A 17,948-nucleotide genomic window follows, 5' to 3' on the forward strand; every position below is an offset into this window, starting at 1 on the left:
CCCGCACGCGGGCGCCATGAACATGAGACACATCGCAATGAACGCACAATGGACCGACTTTATTACCCTGCTCAAGCGTGAAGTGGTGCCGGCCCTCGGCTGCACCGAGCCCATGTCGGTCGCCCTGGCGGCGGCCAACTGCCGCAAGCTGCTGGGGCAGGTACCGACCCGCACCCGCGTCTGGGTCAGCGGCAATCTGTTCAAGAACGGCATGGGGGTCGGCGTGCCCGGCACCGGCATGATCGGCCTGCCGGTGGCGGCCGCAGTGGGCATCACCGGTGGCAACCCGGATGCCGGGCTGGAGGTGCTCAAGAGCCTCACGCCGGATCAGGTCGAGGCAGCCAAGGGGCTGCTGCCCACCATAGAGGTGGATGTGAAGGATGTGCCCGACGTGCTCTACGCCGAGGTGCTGGCCGAAGTGGAGGGGCACAGCGCCCGGGTGGTGATCTGTACCGACCACACCCGCATCGTGCTGATGGAGAAGGATGGCGAGGTGTTGATGGTGCAGGACAACGCCCCCGGGGTGCAGATCCAGCCAGCCAAGGCCGGCAAGCCCGCCATGACCCTGAAGGAGATCGTGGCCTTCGCCCTGGAGGTGCCGCTGGCCGAGATCGACTTCATCCGCGAGGCGGCCACCATGAACCAGGCGCTGGCGGACGAAGGGCTGCAGGGCTATGGCCTGCGCATCGGCAAGATCCTCACCGACCAGGTGGAACGCAAGCTGCTTTCCGACGATCTGATGACCCTGGCCATGCGCCTGTCGTCTGCCGCCTCCGATGCGCGGATGGATGGCGCCATGCTGCCCGCCATGTCCAACTCCGGTTCCGGCAACCAGGGCATTGCCGCCACCATGCCGGTGGTCGCCGCCGCCCGCTTCCTCAAGGCCGATGACGAGCAGCTGGCCCGTGCCCTGGTGATGAGCCACCTGGTGGCCATCTATATCAAGGCCTACCAGAACAAGCTCTCCGCCCTGTGTGCAGCCAGTACCGCCGCCATGGGATCGGGGGCCGCCATCACCTGGCTGCTGGGGGGCCAGTTCGAGCAGATCAGCCACTGCATCAACAACATGATTGGGGATGTTTCCGGCATCATCTGCGACGGCGCTGGCAGCGCCTGCTCCATGAAGGTCTCCACCTCCACCTCGGCGGCGGTGAAATCCTCGCTGATGGCCATCAACAACCTGCGCGTGCCCCAGAGCGAGGGGATCGTCTCGGACGATGTGGATCAGACCATCGCCAACCTGGGTCGTCTCTCCAAGGAGGGGATGCTGGATACCGACATCGAGATCATCAACATCATGCGGGCCAAGCAGCAGGGTAAGCACCAGTGACCCTGGAGTGCCGCCGTCGGCCATAAAAAAACCGGAGCCAGTGGCTCCGGTTTTTCATTGTCCGTTCGCTACTCAGCCGCGACCGAGACGGTTGTCCGGGTAGTTCTTGGCCAGCACTTCTCGGGCATGCTGGGCCAGGGTCGGCATCTTCAGGGTGTCATAGGCGTTGACCATGATTTCCAGTGCCTTCTCGGTTTCCACCGTGTCGGGATAGGTCTCGACGATCAGCTTGGCGCGGTTGGCGGCGGCGATCAGGGCGTCACGCTTGACGTAGTACTCGGCTACCCCCAGGTCATAGCGGGCAAGACGGTTCTTCAGGCCGATCATGCGGGCACGGGCATCGGCTGCATAGCTGCTGTTGGGGTAGTTCTGCAGCAGGGTCTTGAAGTCCTGGAAGGCCTGACGGGCGTAGGAGGGGTCCTTGTCATCCCGATTGATGCCGAGGAAATCCTGGAAGAAGTTGTAATCCGCCGCCATGTTGGTCAGGCCGCGCATATAGAAGACGTAATCGATGTTCTTGTGCGCCGGGTTCAGGCGGATAAAACGGTCGATGTTGGCGATCGCCTGGGCGGTATCATCCTGCTTGTAGTAGGCATAGATGAGATCGAGCTGAACCTGGTTTGAGTAGGCACCGAACGGGTAACGAGAGTCCAGCGCTTCCAGCAGTTCGATGGCATTGAGGTAGTTGCCGGTATCCAGTTTGATGCGGGCTTTCTGGTACAGAACTTCCGGCGGTTCGTCGGGAACCTTGGGTTTGGTGCTGGAACAGCCAGTGATCAGAGTAGCGACCAAGGCGAGCGACATCAGCAGGTGAGACTTCTTTCCCATCAACAACATCCGGTCCATTTCCACGAAATTGGCAAAGTATCCGTTATGCTTGGCTAAAAGAAAAGCTAGAATACCCGGATTATTTCGAATTGATACCCCCGCTCAAGAGACCATACATGAGCCAGCATATTGAACTGACAGGCGAATTTCAGGATCACCAATTCGGGCAACGACTCGACCAGGCCCTGGCCGAATTGTTTCCCGACTACTCCCGGACCCGCATCAAGGAGTGGATTTTACAGGACAGAGTGACCCTGGACGGTCAGGTTGCCAATACCCCGCGCGAGAAAGTGGTGGCCGGGCAGCAGGTACATGTGAATGTGGAACTGGCAGACGACACCCGCTGGGATGCCCAGAACATCGAGCTGAACATCGTCTATGAAGATGAACACATCCTGGTGATCGACAAGCCGGCCGGCCTGGTGGTTCACCCGGGCGCCGGTACGCCGGACGGCACCGTGCTCAACGCCCTGCTGCACCGCTACCCCGGCATCGCCGAGGTCCCCCGTGCCGGTATCGTGCACCGTCTGGACAAAGACACCACGGGGTTGATGGTGGTGGCCAAGACCATTCCCGCCCAGACCCACCTGGTGGAAGCCCTGCAGGCACGCCAGATCACCCGTGAGTACGAGGCGATTGCCATCGGTCACATGACCGCCGGCGGCACCGTCGATGCCCCCATCGGTCGTCACCCGACCCAGCGTACCCACATGGCCGTGGTGCCCAACGGGCGCGAGTCCGTCACCCACTACCGGGTGCACGAGAAGTTCCGTGGTCACACCCGTCTGCGGTTGCGGCTGGAGACCGGCCGTACCCACCAGATCCGTGTCCACATGGCCCACATCAAGCATCCGCTGGTGGGGGATCCCGCCTACGGCGGTCGTCTGCGTCTGCTGCGCAACGCCACCCCCGAACTGACCGAGGCCCTGCGCGCTTTCCACCGTCAGGCGCTGCACGCCACCATGCTGAAGCTGGCGCACCCCATCACGGGTGAAGTGATGGAGTGGCACTCCCCCACGCCGCAGGATATGGTGGCGCTGATGGAAGTGCTGCGGGCGGATACCCTGGCCAATCCTGACGATCTGGTCTGGAACTGATCCCGAGGGCGGCCTTGCGACGATTCCTGCCGTAACCGGCCCTCCATGATCTGATGCGGGGCCCCTTGACTGGTTGCAGCCAAGGGGCCCCGCTTTCATATGAACGAAAGGAGCCACAGATGAACTGGATCGCACCCGACTGGCCCGCACCGGGCAATGTCAGGGCTCTCTCGACCACCCGGGACGGCGGCATCAGCGAAGGGGTCTTTGCTGGTCTGAACCTCGGGGCCCATGTAGGCGATGCACCGGCCAGGGTCGAGGCCAACCGCGCCCGACTGCAGCAGGTGGCGGGGATCCCCGGCACTCTCAACTGGCTCAACCAGGTACATGGCATCGCCGTCCATCCGGTGAGCGACCGTTATGAGCGCGTACCGGATGCCGATGCCGCCTGTGCCCGTGAGGCGGGGCAGGCCTGCATCGTGATGACTGCCGACTGCCTGCCGGTGCTGTTCTGCGATCGGGCAGGCACCGTAGTGGCGGCGGCCCATGCCGGCTGGCGCGGACTGCAGGGGGGCGTATTGGAGGCAAGCATCGCCGCCATGGGCTGCGAGCCTGGCGAGATCCTGGCCTGGCTGGGCCCGGCCATCGGTCCCGCCGCGTTCGAAGTGGGTGGCGAGGTGCGCGATGCCTTCATGGCGGAGCAGGCGGAAGCGGCGACTGCATTCGTGCCATCCCTCAACGAAGGGAAATGGCTGGCGGATATCTATCAGCTGGCCCGACTGCGCCTCGCCCGCGCCGGCGTCACCGCCATCTATGGCGGCGAATACTGCACCTTCAGCGACAGCGAGCGCTTCTACTCCTATCGCCGCGACGGGCAGACGGGTCGCATGGCCTCCCTTGTATGGCTGGAAAAATAGCCGAAGGGGCGCTCGCGAGTGGCCGCAAGCGCCTCTTCACTCCCTGGTGATGGCCCTCCGGTGGCTATGTCTTGCTGCCGAGCAGGCTCAGGGTACAGGCTGCCATTGCGAGGTCGTTTTCCCCCGGTCATTGCTATTGAGGAAAAAATAAACAGCCACCCCTTGAAATTGCCCTTCAAGACCACATCTTCCTTGTCAGAAAGCGATGTTGTTGCCGCGCATGCGGCGTCTGTCTTGAAGGGGGAGTGCAATGCGCCTCGATCGCCTGACCAGCAAATTCCAGATTGCCATTTCCGATGCCCAGTCTCTTGCACTGGGTCGTGACCACCAATTCATCGAACCCGTCCATCTGATGAGCGCCTTGCTCAATCAGGACGGCGGATCCATTCGTCCGCTGCTCACCCTGACCGGGCTCGACATCAATACCCTGCGCTCGCGCCTCGGCGAGGAGCTGGATCGCCTGCCCCGCGTCAGCGGGGTGGAAGGGGACGTACAGCTCTCCAACGGCCTCGGCCGCCTGCTCAACGTCTGCGACAAGCTGGCCCAGCAGCGCAAGGATCAGTTCATCTCGTCCGAGCTGTTCGTGCTGGCGGCCCTGGACGAGAAGGGGACGCTGGGCGAGCTGCTGCGTGCCCAGGGGCTGACCAAGGAAAAACTCGAGGCAGCCATCGATAAGGTCCGTGGCGGCAAGAAGGTGGAGGATGCCAACGCCGAGGAGAATCGCCAGGCGCTGGAGAAGTACACCATCGACCTCACCGAGCGGGCCGAACTCGGCAAGCTCGACCCGGTGATCGGCCGGGATGACGAAATTCGCCGCACCATCCAGGTGCTGCAACGCCGCACCAAGAACAACCCGGTGCTGATCGGTGCCCCCGGCGTCGGCAAGACCGCCATCGTCGAGGGGCTGGCCCAGCGCATCATCAATGGCGAAGTGCCGGAAGGGCTCAAGAACAAGCGGGTGCTGTCGCTCGACATGGGGGCCCTGGTGGCCGGAGCCAAGTATCGCGGTGAGTTCGAGGAGCGGCTCAAAGCGGTTCTGAACGATCTGGCCAAGGAGGAGGGCAGCGTCATCCTCTTCGTGGACGAGCTGCACACCATGGTCGGCGCCGGCAAGGGCGAGGGTGCCATGGATGCGGGCAACATGCTCAAGCCCGCCCTGGCCCGCGGCGAGCTGCACTGCGTCGGGGCCACCACCCTCGATGAGTACAGGCAGTACGTGGAGAAGGATGCCGCGCTGGAGCGCCGTTTCCAGAAGGTGCTGGTGGAGGAGCCCTCGGTGGAGGACACCATCGCCATCCTGCGTGGCCTGAAGGAGCGCTACGAGCTGCACCACCATGTGCAGATCACCGACCCCGCCATCGTCGCGGCGGCCCAGCTCTCCCACCGCTACATCGCGGATCGCCAGCTGCCTGACAAGGCCATCGACCTTATCGACGAGGCGGCGGCCAGCATCCGGCTCCAGATCGACTCCAAGCCGGAATCCCTGGACCGGCTCGAGCGGCGCATCATCCAGCTCAAACTGGAGCAGCAGGCGCTGATGAAGGAGGACGATGACGCCAGCCGCAAGCGCCTCGATCTGCTCAATCAGGAGCTGACGGAAAAAGAGCGGGAATACAACGAGCTGGAAGAGGTGTGGAAGGCCGAGAAGGCTGCCCTCGCCGGGACTCAGCACATCAAGGCGGCGCTGGAGCAGGCCCGTCAGGATCTCGAGGTGGCGCGCCGCGCAGGGGACTTGGGCCGCATGTCCGAGTTGCAGTACGGCCGCATCCCTGAACTGGAGAAACAGCTGGATCTCGCCACCCAGGCCGAGATGCAGGAGACCAGCCTGCTGCGCAACCGGGTCACCGACGTGGAGATCGCCGACGTCCTGGCCCGCTGGACCGGCATTCCGGTGGCCCGCATGCTGGAAGGGGAACGGGAGAAGTTGCTGCGGATGGAGGATCAGCTGCACAGCCGGGTGATCGGCCAGGAAGAGGCGGTGGACGCCGTCTCCAACGCCATTCGCCGCTCTCGTGCCGGGCTGTCCGATCCGAACCGGCCGATCGGTTCTTTCCTGTTCCTCGGTCCGACCGGGGTGGGCAAGACCGAGCTGTGCAAGGCGCTGGCGGAGTTCCTGTTCGATACCCAGGACGCCATGGTGCGGATCGACATGTCCGAGTTCATGGAGAAACACAGCGTGGCCCGTTTGGTGGGGGCGCCTCCGGGATACGTGGGTTACGAGGAAGGGGGGTATCTCACCGAGGCGGTGCGCCGTCGCCCCTATTCGGTGATCCTGCTGGACGAGGTGGAGAAGGCCCACCCGGACGTGTTCAACATCCTGTTGCAGGTGCTGGACGATGGCCGCCTGACCGACGGTCAGGGGCGTACCGTGGACTTCCGCAACACCGTGGTGATCATGACCTCCAACCTAGGGTCTGATCTCATTCAGGAGCACCACTCCGAGAAGGATTACGACGAGATGAAGGCCATGTTGATGGAGGTGCTGACCCGCAGCTTCCGGCCGGAATTCATCAACCGGATCGACGAGACCGTGGTGTTCCACCCGCTCGGTGAGGAGCACATCAAGTCCATCGCCCGTATCCAGCTCAAGAGCCTGATGAGCCGTCTGGAGTCCCAGGGCTTCGAGGTGGAGGTGAGCGAGGAGCTGCTGACCAAGCTGGTTCATGCCGGGTTCGATCCCGTCTACGGGGCGCGCCCCCTCAAGCGGGCGATCCAGCAGAAGGTGGAGAACCCGCTGGCCCAGGCCCTGCTCAGTGGTCGGGTCATCCCGGGCAAGACACTGCGGCTGGGGGCCGACAGCAACGGCCTCACCATGACCCAGTAATGGGATTGTCGATGAAAAACGCAGGCCTCGTGCCTGCGTTTTTTTATGGGCGTTCGCAACCCGTCAGGGGGGATCCTGTGCCCTGTTGCGGCATGTCACCCGACCCATTCAATGTGCTCCAGCCTGTTGTGTGGCACGGCGTCGGTCAGCCAGCGGCGCAGGCTGTCGATATGCTTACGCCGGGTGCTGTGTCTGGGCCACACCAGGTAGTATCCATCCGTGGTGGCGACGGCTTGGTGAAAGGGCAGTGCCAGCAGCCCGTTTGCGATGGCCTCCTGGCTCAGCAGCAGATCCCCGACCGAGACGCCGTGGCCGCTGATGGCGGCCATGTTGCCCTGCTCCAGGGTGTCGAACACCTTGCCACTGGCCAGATTGAGCCCTGGCCTGGCGCCGGTTCCCTTGAGCCACCGCCGCCAGTCACGGCGATCCGGCGAGGGGTGGATCAGTTCGCACGCCGCCAAATCCGTGCGGGCGGTTTCCACCAGGGCCGGGGCACAGAGGGGGATCAGCCACTCTTCGAACAGCAGGTGACACTCGGTGTCATCCCCGAAATGGCCGTTCCCCAGCAAGATGGCGCAGTCATAGGGCTCACGGTGAAAATCGACGCCGTCTATGTCCATCCAGACGCTGGAGGCAAGGATCCTGGGAGTGGGGTGATGTTCACGGAACGTGCCGAGCACATCCAGCAGCCAGCGCATGGTCAGGGTCGAGGGCGCCTTGAGTCGCAGCTCCTGGCCGTTGCGGCGAAAGGTCTGACACGCCATCGCCAGGCTCTGGAACCCCTCCGTCAACTGTTCTGCCAGGGCGCGGCCGGCTTCCGTCACCTCGACCCTGGGGCCATGACGGTGAAAGAGTTCGCACTCGAACCAGGCCTCCAGGGTCTGGACATGGCGACTGACGGCGCCCGGCGTCACGTGCAGGGAGGCTGCCGCCTTGCTGAAGGAGCCGAGCCGGGCCGCGGCTTCAAACGCACGCAGCGCGTAGAGAGGAGGAAGGGTCATCGTTCGATATCAATGTGAGCTTTACTCACATTCAATGGGAGTTTTATCCGTTTTTCAAGGGCTGAGTCCCGTTGAATAATGCAGCCAACCCCGGGGCTGGTTGAGCATGACTCATCATGCCAGTCTTGGCTAAAGGCGGACATGGCGGTATCAACGAAGGAGGAAAGACGGAATGAACATGATGTTGCTGGGGGCCTACACCTTGTCGGTCGTGCTCCTGTTGTTGACTCCGGGGCCCGTCGTGGCACTCGTCACCGGCACGGCGGTTCGTCATGGTTATCGCCAGGCCTGGATGACCCTGCTCGGCACCAACGGGGCCTCCCTGGTGCTGATCCTGATGGCGACCCTGATCCTGGCCGGCGTGATCTCTCTGCCACCCTTGTGGCTCTATCTGCTGGGCGGGGCGGGGTCACTCTACATCGGTTATGCGGCCGTGGGCGGCTTGATGGCAGGGGTGAGCCAGGATACCGGATCCGGTGCGCCTGTCCTTGCAGGTGGTGGCTTTACGCAGGGTTTCATGACCGGCGTGGCCAATCCCAAGGACATTCTCTTCTTCGTCGCCTTCTTCCCGCAGTTCATCGCGGTGACACCGCACTTTGGCACCAGCATTCTGACCCTCTCCATGGTATGGATCTTCTTCGATCTGCTGGTGCTGAGTCTCTATGTCCTGCTGGTGAAGCGTTGGATGCCGGCCCGGCACAGCAAGCATATCGCGTTGATTTCATCTTTGTTTTTGCTCGCAGTTTCACTGTTCGGGGTTATGTACAATGGGGTGAAAGTCACCCTGATGCTGGCGTGACCAGGGGTGAGACAAGGGAGTCAGGCATGTTTCTATTCGTGTTCTATCTGGGCGGCAACGCCGGCCAATCCAATATCGAGGTCCACGACATCCAGTTTGTGGCGGCGCAGACCCCCGAGGAGGCCTGGCCTGTACTGCGGGAGGCCTGGTTCGGCGATCCCGACAAGGTGCATATCGACGGTTACGCCAGGCTGCTCTGGGCGGATGGCTATTCGGTGCATCTGCGGGAGACGCCTCCTGAGAAAGAGGCTCCCCGCCTCTACTTTGTGAACATGGGTGGCTATCACCCAGACTCCCTCGCGGAGCTGCATGCCTTCGATTTCTTTGTGGCAAAGGATGCAAAGGAAGCAAAAGCCAGGGGGCTCGCATCCTTGCTAAAGGGGGTCAGGCACCAGCACAAGGACAACCTGAAAGAGGTGGACGACTGCCTGCTGCTGGAGACGGTGAGCGGTCTGTACGTGCACCTTGTGCCCGACTCCGAAGGGAGCCCCTTCAGGCCGCAATGGCAGGGATATCAGCCCATCGGCCGCTGAGCGTGACGGTTGCAGGTGGGAGATAAAAAAACGGCAATCCGAAGATTGCCGGGAGGAATGTATTCGATGCGATCTGACGTGGGTTGAGCGGATCGCAGGAGCAAGCCCCAGGGTCGGCAGGCACAGTCAGCGACCATGCCCGCCTTACAGTCAGTCGGGATACGCTCTCCACCCCGGCTGACCAGCTTCGCTATCGCGTCTGTCCCGCGCCGTGTTGCCGCGATAGGAGGACAGAGGCAATCAAATCAATTCGTTACAGCATGTCCGCAATGGCGGCCTTCATCTCGGCCGGCCAGACGCCGACCTGGACCTGACCGATGTGCTCTTTTTGCAGCAGCAGCATGGCCAGACGGGATTGGCCGATGCCGCCGCCGATGGTTTGCGGCATCCGTGCTGCCAGCAGATCCTGATGCCAGTCGTACTGCAGGCGATCCTCGTCCCCGGTGATGGCGAGCTGGCGGCGCAGGGCCTCTGCGTCCACCCGGATCCCCATTGAGGAGATCTCGAAGCTGTCTTCCAGCACCGGGTTCCACACCAGGATGTCACCGTTCAGACCCGCCAGCCCGAGCTCGCTCTCGCTGCTCCAGTCGTCGTAGTCCGGGGCTCGCACGTCGTGGCGTTCGCCGTGGGAGAGGGCGCCACCGATACCGATGAGGAAGACCGCTCCCAGCTCTTTTGCGATGGCGCGCTCGCGTCCCTTGGCATCGAGGTCCGGGTAGCGGGTCAGCAGCTCTTCACTGTGCAGGAACTGGATATCCGCCGGCAGGAAGGGGGTCAGCTCATGCTCGGCACAGACCGCGCGCTCGGTGGCCTTGATGGCGGCCCAGATGCCGCGCACCGTCTCCTGCAGATAGGCCAGATCCCGGCGCTCGCCCGGCATCACCTTCTCCCAGTCCCACTGGTCGACGTAGACGGAGTGAATGGGGCTGAGACGATCTTCGTCCGGACGCAGTGCCTTCATGTGGGTGTAGATGCCTTCACCCGGGCCGAAACCGAAGCGGCCCAGGGTCTGGCGCTTCCACTTGGCCAGGGAGTGGACCACCTCATAGCTGTGCTCCGGCAGGGTTTTCACCTTGACCTGCACTGCATGCTCGCAGCCGGAGAGGTTGTCCTGGGTGCCGTCACCGACCCGGCTCAGAATGGGGGCTTGTACCTCCATCAGGCCGAGTTGCAGTGCGAGTTGGCGGGAGAACATCTCTTTGACGAAGCTGATCTGCTGTTGGCTGCGGATGTAGTGCTGTTTCATGCTGAATTACCTGTCGTGAATCCGTTGAATGCGGTGATTCTTCAACAGAATGCCAACTAAATTCAATATTCGATAATTGAAATAGGCTTTGTGTGTTTTTTTCTTCAAAATAAGCCATCAATTAATGATGAATCATTAAAAGGAGCGCAAAAAAGTGTCAGAAAATTATCGGATCGATAATCTCGATCAGGCCATCCTTACCGCCCTGATGGAGAATGCGCGCCTGCCTTACGCCGAGCTGGCCAAACAACTGCTGGTGAGCCCGGGCACCATCCACGTGCGGGTAGAGAAGATGAAGCAGGCGGGCATCATCGAGGGAACGCGGGTGCAGGTGAACCCCAAGAAGCTGGGCTACGACGTCTGCTGCTTCATCGGGATCAACCTCAAGAGCGCCAAGGATTACCCGTCGGCCCTGGCCAAGCTGCAGGCGCTGGACGAGGTGGTGGAGGCCTACTACACCACGGGCCACTACAGCATCTTCATGAAGGTGATGACCCGCTCCATCGACGAGTTGCAGACGGTACTGATCCACAAGATCCAGACCATCGACGAGATCCAGTCCACCGAGACGCTGATTTCGCTGCAAAACCCGATCCTGCGGGATGTGAAGCCTTGAGTCGGGTGGTCTGAGGGGGGCGTAGAGACCCCTATCCCGTGATAGACCCTGTCCGCGCAGCAGAATTCGACCCTGCGGGAGATGACACCCTGAACGGTGGATCAGGGTTCGATATAGGGGATGCCGTATTTGTCGTAGAGGGCCTTGAGCCGGCCGTCCCGCTTCATGTGCAGCAGTTCGGCATCATAGGCAGCCATCAGGGCCGGGGTGTCGGCATCGGCCCGGGAACGGGTCCAGACATTGAAGTAGGGGCTGGTCTTGAGGGGTTTTGGCAGGTAGTCGAGCTTGCCCTCCAGTCCCTCCTCTCTTATCTGGGTGAAGGCGGTGACCAGGGACATGGGCACCACGTCGATGCGACCGGCGATGAGTTTGCGCAGTTGCAGCTGGTTGATGGGGATCTCCTGGAAGTGATAGCTCGGGTCTGTCATGGCCGCCGCGAGCTCGGGGGTATAGGAGAAATCCCGGGTGACACCGATACGCCAGGGTTTGAGATCCGTCAGATGGTCATAATGGATCCGGCCTGCGGACTCCTTGCGTATGAAGAAGTGCCAGCTATGGAGCATATGGGCCTGTTTGGGGTAGAGCAGATAGGCCTCCCGCTCCGGTTTGTAGGAGTGGGTCAGCAGCAGGTCATAGAAGCCGCTTTCGGCATTGCGGGTGAGCCTGGCCCCCGAATCGATGAGCTCAATCCTGATGGGGGTATGGAGCGTGCCGAAGATGGCGGTGACGAGATCCACATCCAGCCCGCGAGGGTGTCCCTGTGCATCCAGCCACTTGAGAGGGGGCTCCAGGATGCCACCAATGACCAGCTCCCTGGCTGACAGCCAGCAGGGCAGCAGCAAGCAGAATACGAGCAAGCGTCGCACGTTACATCTCCTGAGCACTCGGGACGGGGTCGCATCCGGCAGGGACTGTGACCGGCACCTATCTAACTAGAGACAACCACGGATGGCAAACCCTGAAATGGGGAGGGGACAAACGAACGGTGCCGGTGGGAGGGGGGCGGCGCTGCATCGACAGGTCGCCCCGTGGCTGAGTCGGGCGGGATGGACCAGCCACTCGCCGGCTGTGGGCGGGAGGGTGGTCGGCATGAAACGTGTGCGAGGTGGCCTGCCTCAGGTTGCCTGACACTGTTTCATCTGGGTGTTGAGGGCCTGCATCACCTGACGACGGCTGATGATGCCCGTCACCTTGCCTCCCTCCATTACCGGATAGACCTTGGGTCTGGCCCCGGCCATCTGGCGGGCGAGATCCACGATGTTGTCATCAGGAGAGACGAACAGCGGGGCCCGGCTCATCAGATCTTCGACCAGAGTACGGGTGTCGCAGTGATAGCTGCCCGTGAGCAGGGCGGGAATGCAATCCTGCTCGGAGAGAAATCCGACGAGGTGCTGATGGTCATCCAGTACCGGCAGGCCCCCCAGGTTTGCCCGATGGAGTCTGTCCAGCGCCTCGGCCAGACCGAGGCCGGGGTGCAGTGAGTGGGTCAATGGCTGCATATGATCGCGAATTTGTAGCATGATGGTGGCTCTATGGGGGTCGATGGGGCCACTATGCCCGGTGGCCGTGACAGGGGGCCAATGGGTTTTGCCTCGGACATCGATAGGTCATGGCCGATGAATAGGCCCTCCGTGCGATCCTGCATGGATCGGGGAGGGCGACAACCACAAGGAGAGGGTATGCGTGCATTGGTAACGGGCTGTGGCCGTCGCCTGGGATTCTATCTGTGCGAGCAGCTGGTGGCCGCTGGCTGGCAGGTGACGGGCAGCTATCGCAGCGAACGGCCCGAGCTGGATCGTCTGCGAGATGTGGGCGTCGAGCTGGTACAGGCGGACTTCACCCGGGAAGAGGAGGTGGGCGCCGTGGTGACGGCGCTGGCGGCCCATGAGGATCTTACCCTGATCATCCACAATGCCTCCGCCTTCGAGCCCCAGGCTGCGGATCCTGCGGTGCAGCTGGCCCAGTTTGATCAGTTCTACCGGGTACACATGGCGGCTCCCTTCCAGCTCAACCGGGCGCTGGCCCCCGCCCTTGCTCGCCAGCCCAACGGGGGCATCATCCACATCACCGATATCTACATCCATGCCCCGGCGCCCCAGTTTGCCGCCTACGTGGCCACCAAGGCGGGAGCCCATTCCCTGGCCATGAGCTTTGCCCGCGAACTGGCACCCGCCGTGCGGGTCAACACCATAGAGCCTGGCCCCATCCTGTTTCTCGACGAGCACGGGGATGACTGGCGTCAGCAGGTGCTGGCGAAGACGCCGCTGGCGCGGGAAGGGGGCCTGGAGCCCATCTGGCAGGCGGTACAGATGCTGATGAAGAACGACTACATGACCGGGGCCAGCATCCGGGTGGACGGGGGGCGCGCCCTCGCCGTCATCTAGGGCAAGGCGGGCCGCCATGACATGAGGCGCCTTTGGGCGCCTCATGTGTGTGAACGGCTCAAGGGTGCCGGATGGCGGCGTGCCGGGAAGGGGGGCCGGGGTGGCCGTTGCCGGGAAGCAGGGCCTCGTCTTGCTGGCAGAGATGGATGGGGGCCTGGCCGATGCGCTGCTTCGCAAACACCTTGCTGCCCGGCAGGCCGAGGGTCACCTTGCCGGAGTCCACACTGCCGCCCTGATACATCTCCGCCAGCAGATCCCCCAGGTAGGCATCCACCCCGGCCTCGGCGAAGTCATCCCGTTCGCCGCAGGCCAGTATGTCGATGTCCAGTGGCCTGTCCGCCACCTTGCACAGGGGGTGGCTGCGATCCCGGCCATGGGCCAGCTCCATGGTGACAAACTCGGTCTTGAGCTGGACGGGGGAGAGGTCGCTCTGGACGACGAACAGGCAGTTGAGGAAGTCGTGGCGCGAATGCATGCCCACGGGCTTGGTCTGGATGACGGAACTCAGGTGAAGGCGACCAAAGCGGGCCAGCAATTCGGCGACGGCCTGACTGACGTGCAGGGCGGGGTCGAGATTGGATCCAATGCTACAGAGGTAAAACATGCTTTCCATTCCTTGGGTTGGGCTCGTCTGAAATATATACGCAGCTCACGGTTATGGGATTCACTATGAATTAACATGTCGTCATCTGTTGTGATCCAACGCTGATTGGCAGAAAGGAGGTTTGCATGAGCGTAGAAATGAAATGGGCACTGTTGGCCGCGTCAGGGGCCCTTGCCATGATCATTGTCATCTGTGTGGCGTCCGTCGGCCTGGCGTGAATCCGGCCTCGGTGAGCAATCAAACCGGCTTTATGGCCGGTTTTGCTTTTTGGGGCAGTGCGGATATGCTGGCTCCCCCATGACGAATCGAGACCGCAGAAGATGACCAAGGTTCGGCCCCGCTCCCTGCTCCAGGTAGTACTGATGGGCTTCGTGCTGGTGCTGATGCCCCTGGGGGGCATGATCTGGCACGACAGTCAGGCTCTCTCCCACCTGGGCCAGCTCACCAGCGACGAGATGGAACGTGCGGTGCGGGACACTCGCCGGGCGACGCTGCTCTCCACTCAGGCCATCGATCTGGAGCGCACCCTGCGCCGCTATGCGGTCCTGGGTGATGATCGCATCCTGGCCAGCTATCGGCAGCAGCTGGTGCGCTACCGGGAACTGCTCGCTACCCATCAGGACTCCATCCCGGATGCCGAGGTCTACGGGGATCTCGAGGCGGCGCTGGTCTGGCTCGACGGCCTGCAGGATCTGCGCAAGGCCAGGCAGGAGGCGACCAGCCCCCGTTTCACCGATTTCAACGAACTGAACCAGCAACTGGAGGTGGTCACCCGCAGCCAGGTGGATGATCACGTGACCCGCATGCGGGGCGCCATCGTGGAGCTGAAACAGCAGATCTGGTGGGTCAGCGGCTTCGTGGCCGGGCTCAGCCTGCTGCTGGTGTTGCTCTTTACCTACCTCATCATCCACCCGGTACGTCAGATTGAGTCGCGGATCCTGAGTCTGGGCGCAGGCGTCGAGCCGGATCAGCGCCCGGTGGATGGCCCGGCCGAACTGGTGCTGCTGGGGGAGCGGATCAGCTGGCTGCACGACAAGCTCAAGGAGCTGGAACAGCAGAAATACCAGTTCCTGCGCCACGTATCCCACGAGCTGAAAACCCCCCTTGCCGTGCTGCGGGAGGGGGCTGATCTGCTCTCGGAGCAGCTGGTGGGGCCCCTCAACGGGGATCAGCAGGAGATCTGCCAGATGCTGGAGGAGAACAGCCGCCGTCTGCAGACCCTGATCGAGCGGCTGCTCGACTTCAATCGCCTCAGCCAGCAGGAGGTGTTCACCCTGTCCGAGGTGCCCCTGGCGCCCTTGTTGTCAGACTTGTCCGAAGAGTACCGGCTCGCGCTGGAATCCAAGCAAATCAGTGTACACTTGCCGCCCGAGCCCATCAGCCTGCGGGCAGAGCCCTACCGCCTGCGACTCATCCTCGACAATCTCTTTTCCAACGCGGTCAGCTATGGCGCCAGGGGCGGACAGATCTGGATCCGCGCCGGGGCGGGAGCGGGCGGCGGCTGGCTGGAGGTGGCCAACGAAGGGCCTGTCATCCCGCCAGACGAGCGGGAGCGCATCTTCGAGCCCTTTGAACAGGGCAGCATAGTGCGCCAGGGATTGCTGAAAGGCTCCGGCATGGGCCTCTCCATTGCCCGGGAGTCTGCCATGAGTCTGGGCGGCGAGCTCAGGCTGATCGAGGATGCCCAGGCGGATGTCTGTTTCCGGCTGGATTTGAACGTGCGCCCGAGCTGACGGGCGTGGCGGCGACCCCGCAGGTGCGGGTGGCGCCTTGACACCGAATATTGAGAGGAGCGGGCAGGTGCCTGTTCCCCACCAGGATCTGAAGTGACATTCAAGATGAAACGATTTGTGATTCCCGTATTGATGATAGGCCTGCTCGCTGGCTGTTCCCTGCTGCCTTCTACCAGCCTCACCGAGCCTTCCCAGGAGGCGATCGCCAGGCGGATGGAGTTTGCCAACAAGGAGATGCAGGTGCGCCTGCAATACTCGGACTGGCTGCTGGCCAGCCATCCCCAGCAGCGGATGCAGGAGCGCCAGCGACTGGCCGGCGCCACCGACCTCGAGAGCCGGGTCAGCCTGGCCATGGTCAACACCCACCCGTCCGAATCGGTGGCCAGTCGCCGGGCCGGGCTGGATCAGCTGAAGGCTCTGTTGCCGGAGCTCGGTCTCGATGCCCAGGCCTTCCTGCGCAGCTGGATCGCCCTCGGGGAGGAGCTGCTGGTGCGAGACAGCCGCCGCGACGATCAGAGTCAGGAGGTGAAGCGTCTGCGCCAGCAGATAGAGCAGCTCTCCGCCATCGACGAGCAGCTCAACCAGCGTAAGCTCAATGGGGGAGGTCAGCCATGACAGCTCCGGACCGCGCCGTAATGACCGCGTTTTTCGCCAAGAGGGGGTGAGAGCATGAGCCGTATTCTGCTGGTGGACGATGATGCCAGCCTGCTCAAGCTGATGAGCATGCGCCTGCGCAGCCAGGGTTACGAGGTGGATACCGCCGACAGCGCCGAAGGAGCGCTGGACAGGCTGCGCCAGCAACGGGCCGACCTGGTGCTGAGCGATCTGCGCATGGGGGGCATGGACGGGCTGGCGCTGTTCGAGCGGATTCAGTCCCAGTGGCTCGGCATGCCGGTGATCATCATGACCGCCCACGGCACCATTCCCGATGCCATCCAGGCGACCCGCTCCGGGGTGTTCAGCTTCCTGACCAAGCCCATCGACAAGGACGAGCTGCTGGTCACCATAGAACATGCTCTCAGCCTGACCCGTCCGAAGCAGCAGCAGGAGTGGCAGTCCCTCATCCAGACCCGCAACCCGCAGATGGAGCAGTTGCTGATCCAGGCGAGCAGCATCGCCACCATGGACGTGCCCGTGCTGATCCTGGGCCCCTCCGGCGCCGGCAAGGGGGTGATGACCCAGGCGCTGCACCAGGCCAGCCACCGCCGCGACAAGCCGCTGCATACCATCAACTGTGCGGCTCTGCCCTGGCCCGTGCTGGACTTGCAGCTGTTTGGCGAGGATGGCCAGTCCGGCCTGTTTGCCGAGGCCAAAGGTGGCACCCTCTTCCTCGACGAGATAGGGGATCTGTCGGAGTCACTCCAGGCCAAGTTGCTCCAGGTGCTGGCGGAGTATGGTCAGGGCACCCCCGAGGTGCGGGTCATCAGCTCCAGCCATCAGGATCTGGTGACCGCCATGGAAGAGGGGCGTTTTCGCGAGGATCTCTTCTACCGCCTCAACGTGGCCAACATCACCCTGCCGCCTCTGAGCGCCCGTAGCGAGGATATCCCCCTGCTGGCCCGTCAGGCGCTGGACGATTACCGCAACCGTCACCCCGATTGCGCCGCCCTCGGCTTCTCGCCGGAGGCGCTGGCCCTGCTGGCCGCGGCTGCCTGGCCGGGCAACGTGCGCCAGCTCTGCGGGGTGGTGGAGCAGCTCGCGAGCCTCTGCTGCAGCCCGGTGATAGGCGCGGCCATGGTGGAGTCGGCCCTGAGTGGCGGCGGTGGCGGCATTCCCTCGTTCAACGAGGCGCGGGCCGAGTTTGAAAAGGAGTACCTGATCCGGCTGCTGCGCACCACGGAAGGCAATGTGACCCTGGCGGCCAACATGGCGGGGAGAAACCGCACCGACTTCTACAAGCTATTGAATCGGCACGGCATCGAGGCGGCCAACTTCAAGTCGAAGGGATAAATGACAGAGGGGCGGGGGGGGGGGGGGGGGGGGGGCCCCCCCGCCCCCCCCCCCCCCCCCCCCCCCCCGCCCCCCCCCCCCCCCCCCCCCCCCCCCCCCCCCCCCCCCCCCCCCCCCCCCCCCCCCCCCCCCCCCCCCCCCCCCCC

18 protein-coding genes are annotated in these 17,948 nt (G+C 63.1%); 12 read left to right on the forward strand and 6 right to left on the reverse strand.

What is annotated here, in order from left to right; translation table 11 throughout:
• Window positions 1-22 precede the first annotated feature (22 nt).
• Window positions 23-1,330 (forward strand): serine dehydratase subunit alpha family protein, encoded by a 1,308-nt coding sequence (locus OKC41_RS12035; protein WP_201895020.1) that lies wholly within the window; start codon window positions 23-25, stop codon window positions 1,328-1,330.
• A gap of 72 nt (window positions 1,331-1,402) precedes the next feature.
• Here the strand turns inward: OKC41_RS12035 and OKC41_RS12040 are convergent, their stop codons facing one another.
• Window positions 1,403-2,158, reverse strand: coding sequence for an outer membrane protein assembly factor BamD (locus OKC41_RS12040; protein WP_039039695.1), 756 nt, complete (start codon window positions 2,156-2,158; stop codon window positions 1,403-1,405).
• Between the two features lie 116 nt (window positions 2,159-2,274).
• On the opposite strand from OKC41_RS12040, the gene rluD reads away from it, so the two are divergent.
• From rluD to clpB, 3 genes are all read left to right on the forward strand, one after another.
• Window positions 2,275-3,255, forward strand: coding sequence for a 23S rRNA pseudouridine(1911/1915/1917) synthase RluD (rluD, locus tag OKC41_RS12045; RefSeq protein WP_042864780.1), 981 nt, complete (start codon window positions 2,275-2,277; stop codon window positions 3,253-3,255).
• A 119-nt stretch (window positions 3,256-3,374) separates the two neighbouring features.
• Entirely contained in the window at window positions 3,375-4,112 is a 738-nt protein-coding gene (gene pgeF / locus OKC41_RS12050) for a peptidoglycan editing factor PgeF (RefSeq protein ID WP_139736501.1), read from the forward strand.
• Window positions 4,113-4,362: 250 nt separating this feature from the next.
• Window positions 4,363-6,936: an ATP-dependent chaperone ClpB gene (gene clpB / locus OKC41_RS12055; RefSeq protein ID WP_039039623.1), complete on the forward strand. Its 2,574-nt coding sequence runs from the start codon at window positions 4,363-4,365 to the stop codon at window positions 6,934-6,936.
• 95 nt (window positions 6,937-7,031) lie between these two features.
• Here clpB and OKC41_RS12060 read toward each other — a convergent pair whose 3' ends face one another.
• The gene (locus OKC41_RS12060) at window positions 7,032-7,937 is read right to left on the reverse strand and encodes a LysR substrate-binding domain-containing protein (protein ID WP_201895022.1); all 906 of its coding nucleotides are present in this window, start codon (window positions 7,935-7,937) and stop codon (window positions 7,032-7,034) included.
• Window positions 7,938-8,109: 172 nt separating this feature from the next.
• On the opposite strand from OKC41_RS12060, the gene OKC41_RS12065 reads away from it, so the two are divergent.
• Together OKC41_RS12065 and OKC41_RS12070 are read left to right on the forward strand one after the other, a co-directional pair.
• Window positions 8,110-8,736 carry a LysE family translocator gene (locus tag OKC41_RS12065; protein WP_113069136.1) on the forward strand — a complete coding sequence of 209 codons (627 nt, stop codon included), beginning with the start codon at window positions 8,110-8,112 and terminating at the stop codon, window positions 8,734-8,736.
• 26 nt (window positions 8,737-8,762) lie between these two features.
• Window positions 8,763-9,269, forward strand: a complete 507-nt coding sequence (locus OKC41_RS12070) for a DUF1543 domain-containing protein (RefSeq protein ID WP_113069135.1) — start codon at window positions 8,763-8,765, stop codon at window positions 9,267-9,269.
• A gap of 253 nt (window positions 9,270-9,522) precedes the next feature.
• Here the strand turns inward: OKC41_RS12070 and asnA are convergent, their stop codons facing one another.
• On the reverse strand, window positions 9,523-10,515 hold the full coding sequence (gene asnA / locus OKC41_RS12075) for an aspartate--ammonia ligase (RefSeq protein ID WP_039039621.1): 993 nt from the start codon (window positions 10,513-10,515) through the stop codon (window positions 9,523-9,525).
• Between the two features lie 154 nt (window positions 10,516-10,669).
• On the opposite strand from asnA, the gene asnC reads away from it, so the two are divergent.
• The gene (gene asnC, locus OKC41_RS12080) at window positions 10,670-11,131 is read left to right on the forward strand and encodes a transcriptional regulator AsnC (protein ID WP_010675986.1); all 462 of its coding nucleotides are present in this window, start codon (window positions 10,670-10,672) and stop codon (window positions 11,129-11,131) included.
• Between the two features lie 101 nt (window positions 11,132-11,232).
• On the opposite strand, the gene OKC41_RS12085 is transcribed toward asnC, so the two are convergent.
• Entirely contained in the window at window positions 11,233-11,997 is a 765-nt protein-coding gene (locus OKC41_RS12085; protein ID WP_039039620.1) for an ABC transporter substrate-binding protein, read from the reverse strand.
• Between the two features lie 249 nt (window positions 11,998-12,246).
• Complete coding sequence (locus OKC41_RS12090; RefSeq protein ID WP_039039619.1) at window positions 12,247-12,651, reverse strand: CBS domain-containing protein; 405 nt, start codon at window positions 12,649-12,651, stop codon at window positions 12,247-12,249.
• A gap of 159 nt (window positions 12,652-12,810) precedes the next feature.
• On the opposite strand from OKC41_RS12090, the gene OKC41_RS12095 reads away from it, so the two are divergent.
• On the forward strand, window positions 12,811-13,515 hold the full coding sequence (locus tag OKC41_RS12095) for an SDR family oxidoreductase (protein WP_201895023.1): 705 nt from the start codon (window positions 12,811-12,813) through the stop codon (window positions 13,513-13,515).
• Between the two features lie 58 nt (window positions 13,516-13,573).
• Here the strand turns inward: OKC41_RS12095 and folK are convergent, their stop codons facing one another.
• Window positions 13,574-14,119, reverse strand: coding sequence for a 2-amino-4-hydroxy-6-hydroxymethyldihydropteridine diphosphokinase (folK, locus tag OKC41_RS12100; protein WP_201895024.1), 546 nt, complete (start codon window positions 14,117-14,119; stop codon window positions 13,574-13,576).
• 125 nt (window positions 14,120-14,244) lie between these two features.
• Here folK and OKC41_RS12105 point away from each other — a divergent pair, with 125 nt between their 5' ends.
• From OKC41_RS12105 to OKC41_RS12120, 4 genes are all read left to right on the forward strand, one after another.
• A complete protein-coding gene (locus OKC41_RS12105; protein ID WP_010675981.1) occupies window positions 14,245-14,337 on the forward strand; it encodes a YnhF family membrane protein in 93 nt (30 codons plus the stop codon).
• A 102-nt stretch (window positions 14,338-14,439) separates the two neighbouring features.
• Window positions 14,440-15,852 (forward strand): ATP-binding protein, encoded by a 1,413-nt coding sequence (locus OKC41_RS12110; RefSeq protein WP_039039616.1) that lies wholly within the window; start codon window positions 14,440-14,442, stop codon window positions 15,850-15,852.
• 105 nt (window positions 15,853-15,957) lie between these two features.
• Window positions 15,958-16,467, forward strand: a complete 510-nt coding sequence (locus tag OKC41_RS12115; protein ID WP_039039694.1) for a hypothetical protein — start codon at window positions 15,958-15,960, stop codon at window positions 16,465-16,467.
• A 54-nt stretch (window positions 16,468-16,521) separates the two neighbouring features.
• A complete protein-coding gene (locus tag OKC41_RS12120) occupies window positions 16,522-17,802 on the forward strand; it encodes a sigma 54-interacting transcriptional regulator (protein WP_041214273.1) in 1,281 nt (426 codons plus the stop codon).
• Window positions 17,803-17,948 lie beyond the last annotated feature (146 nt).

Origin of the sequence: Aeromonas sp. QDB17 (assembly GCF_027705305.1) — a bacterium.
Taxonomy (GTDB): Bacteria; Pseudomonadota; Gammaproteobacteria; order Enterobacterales; family Aeromonadaceae; genus Aeromonas; species Aeromonas caviae.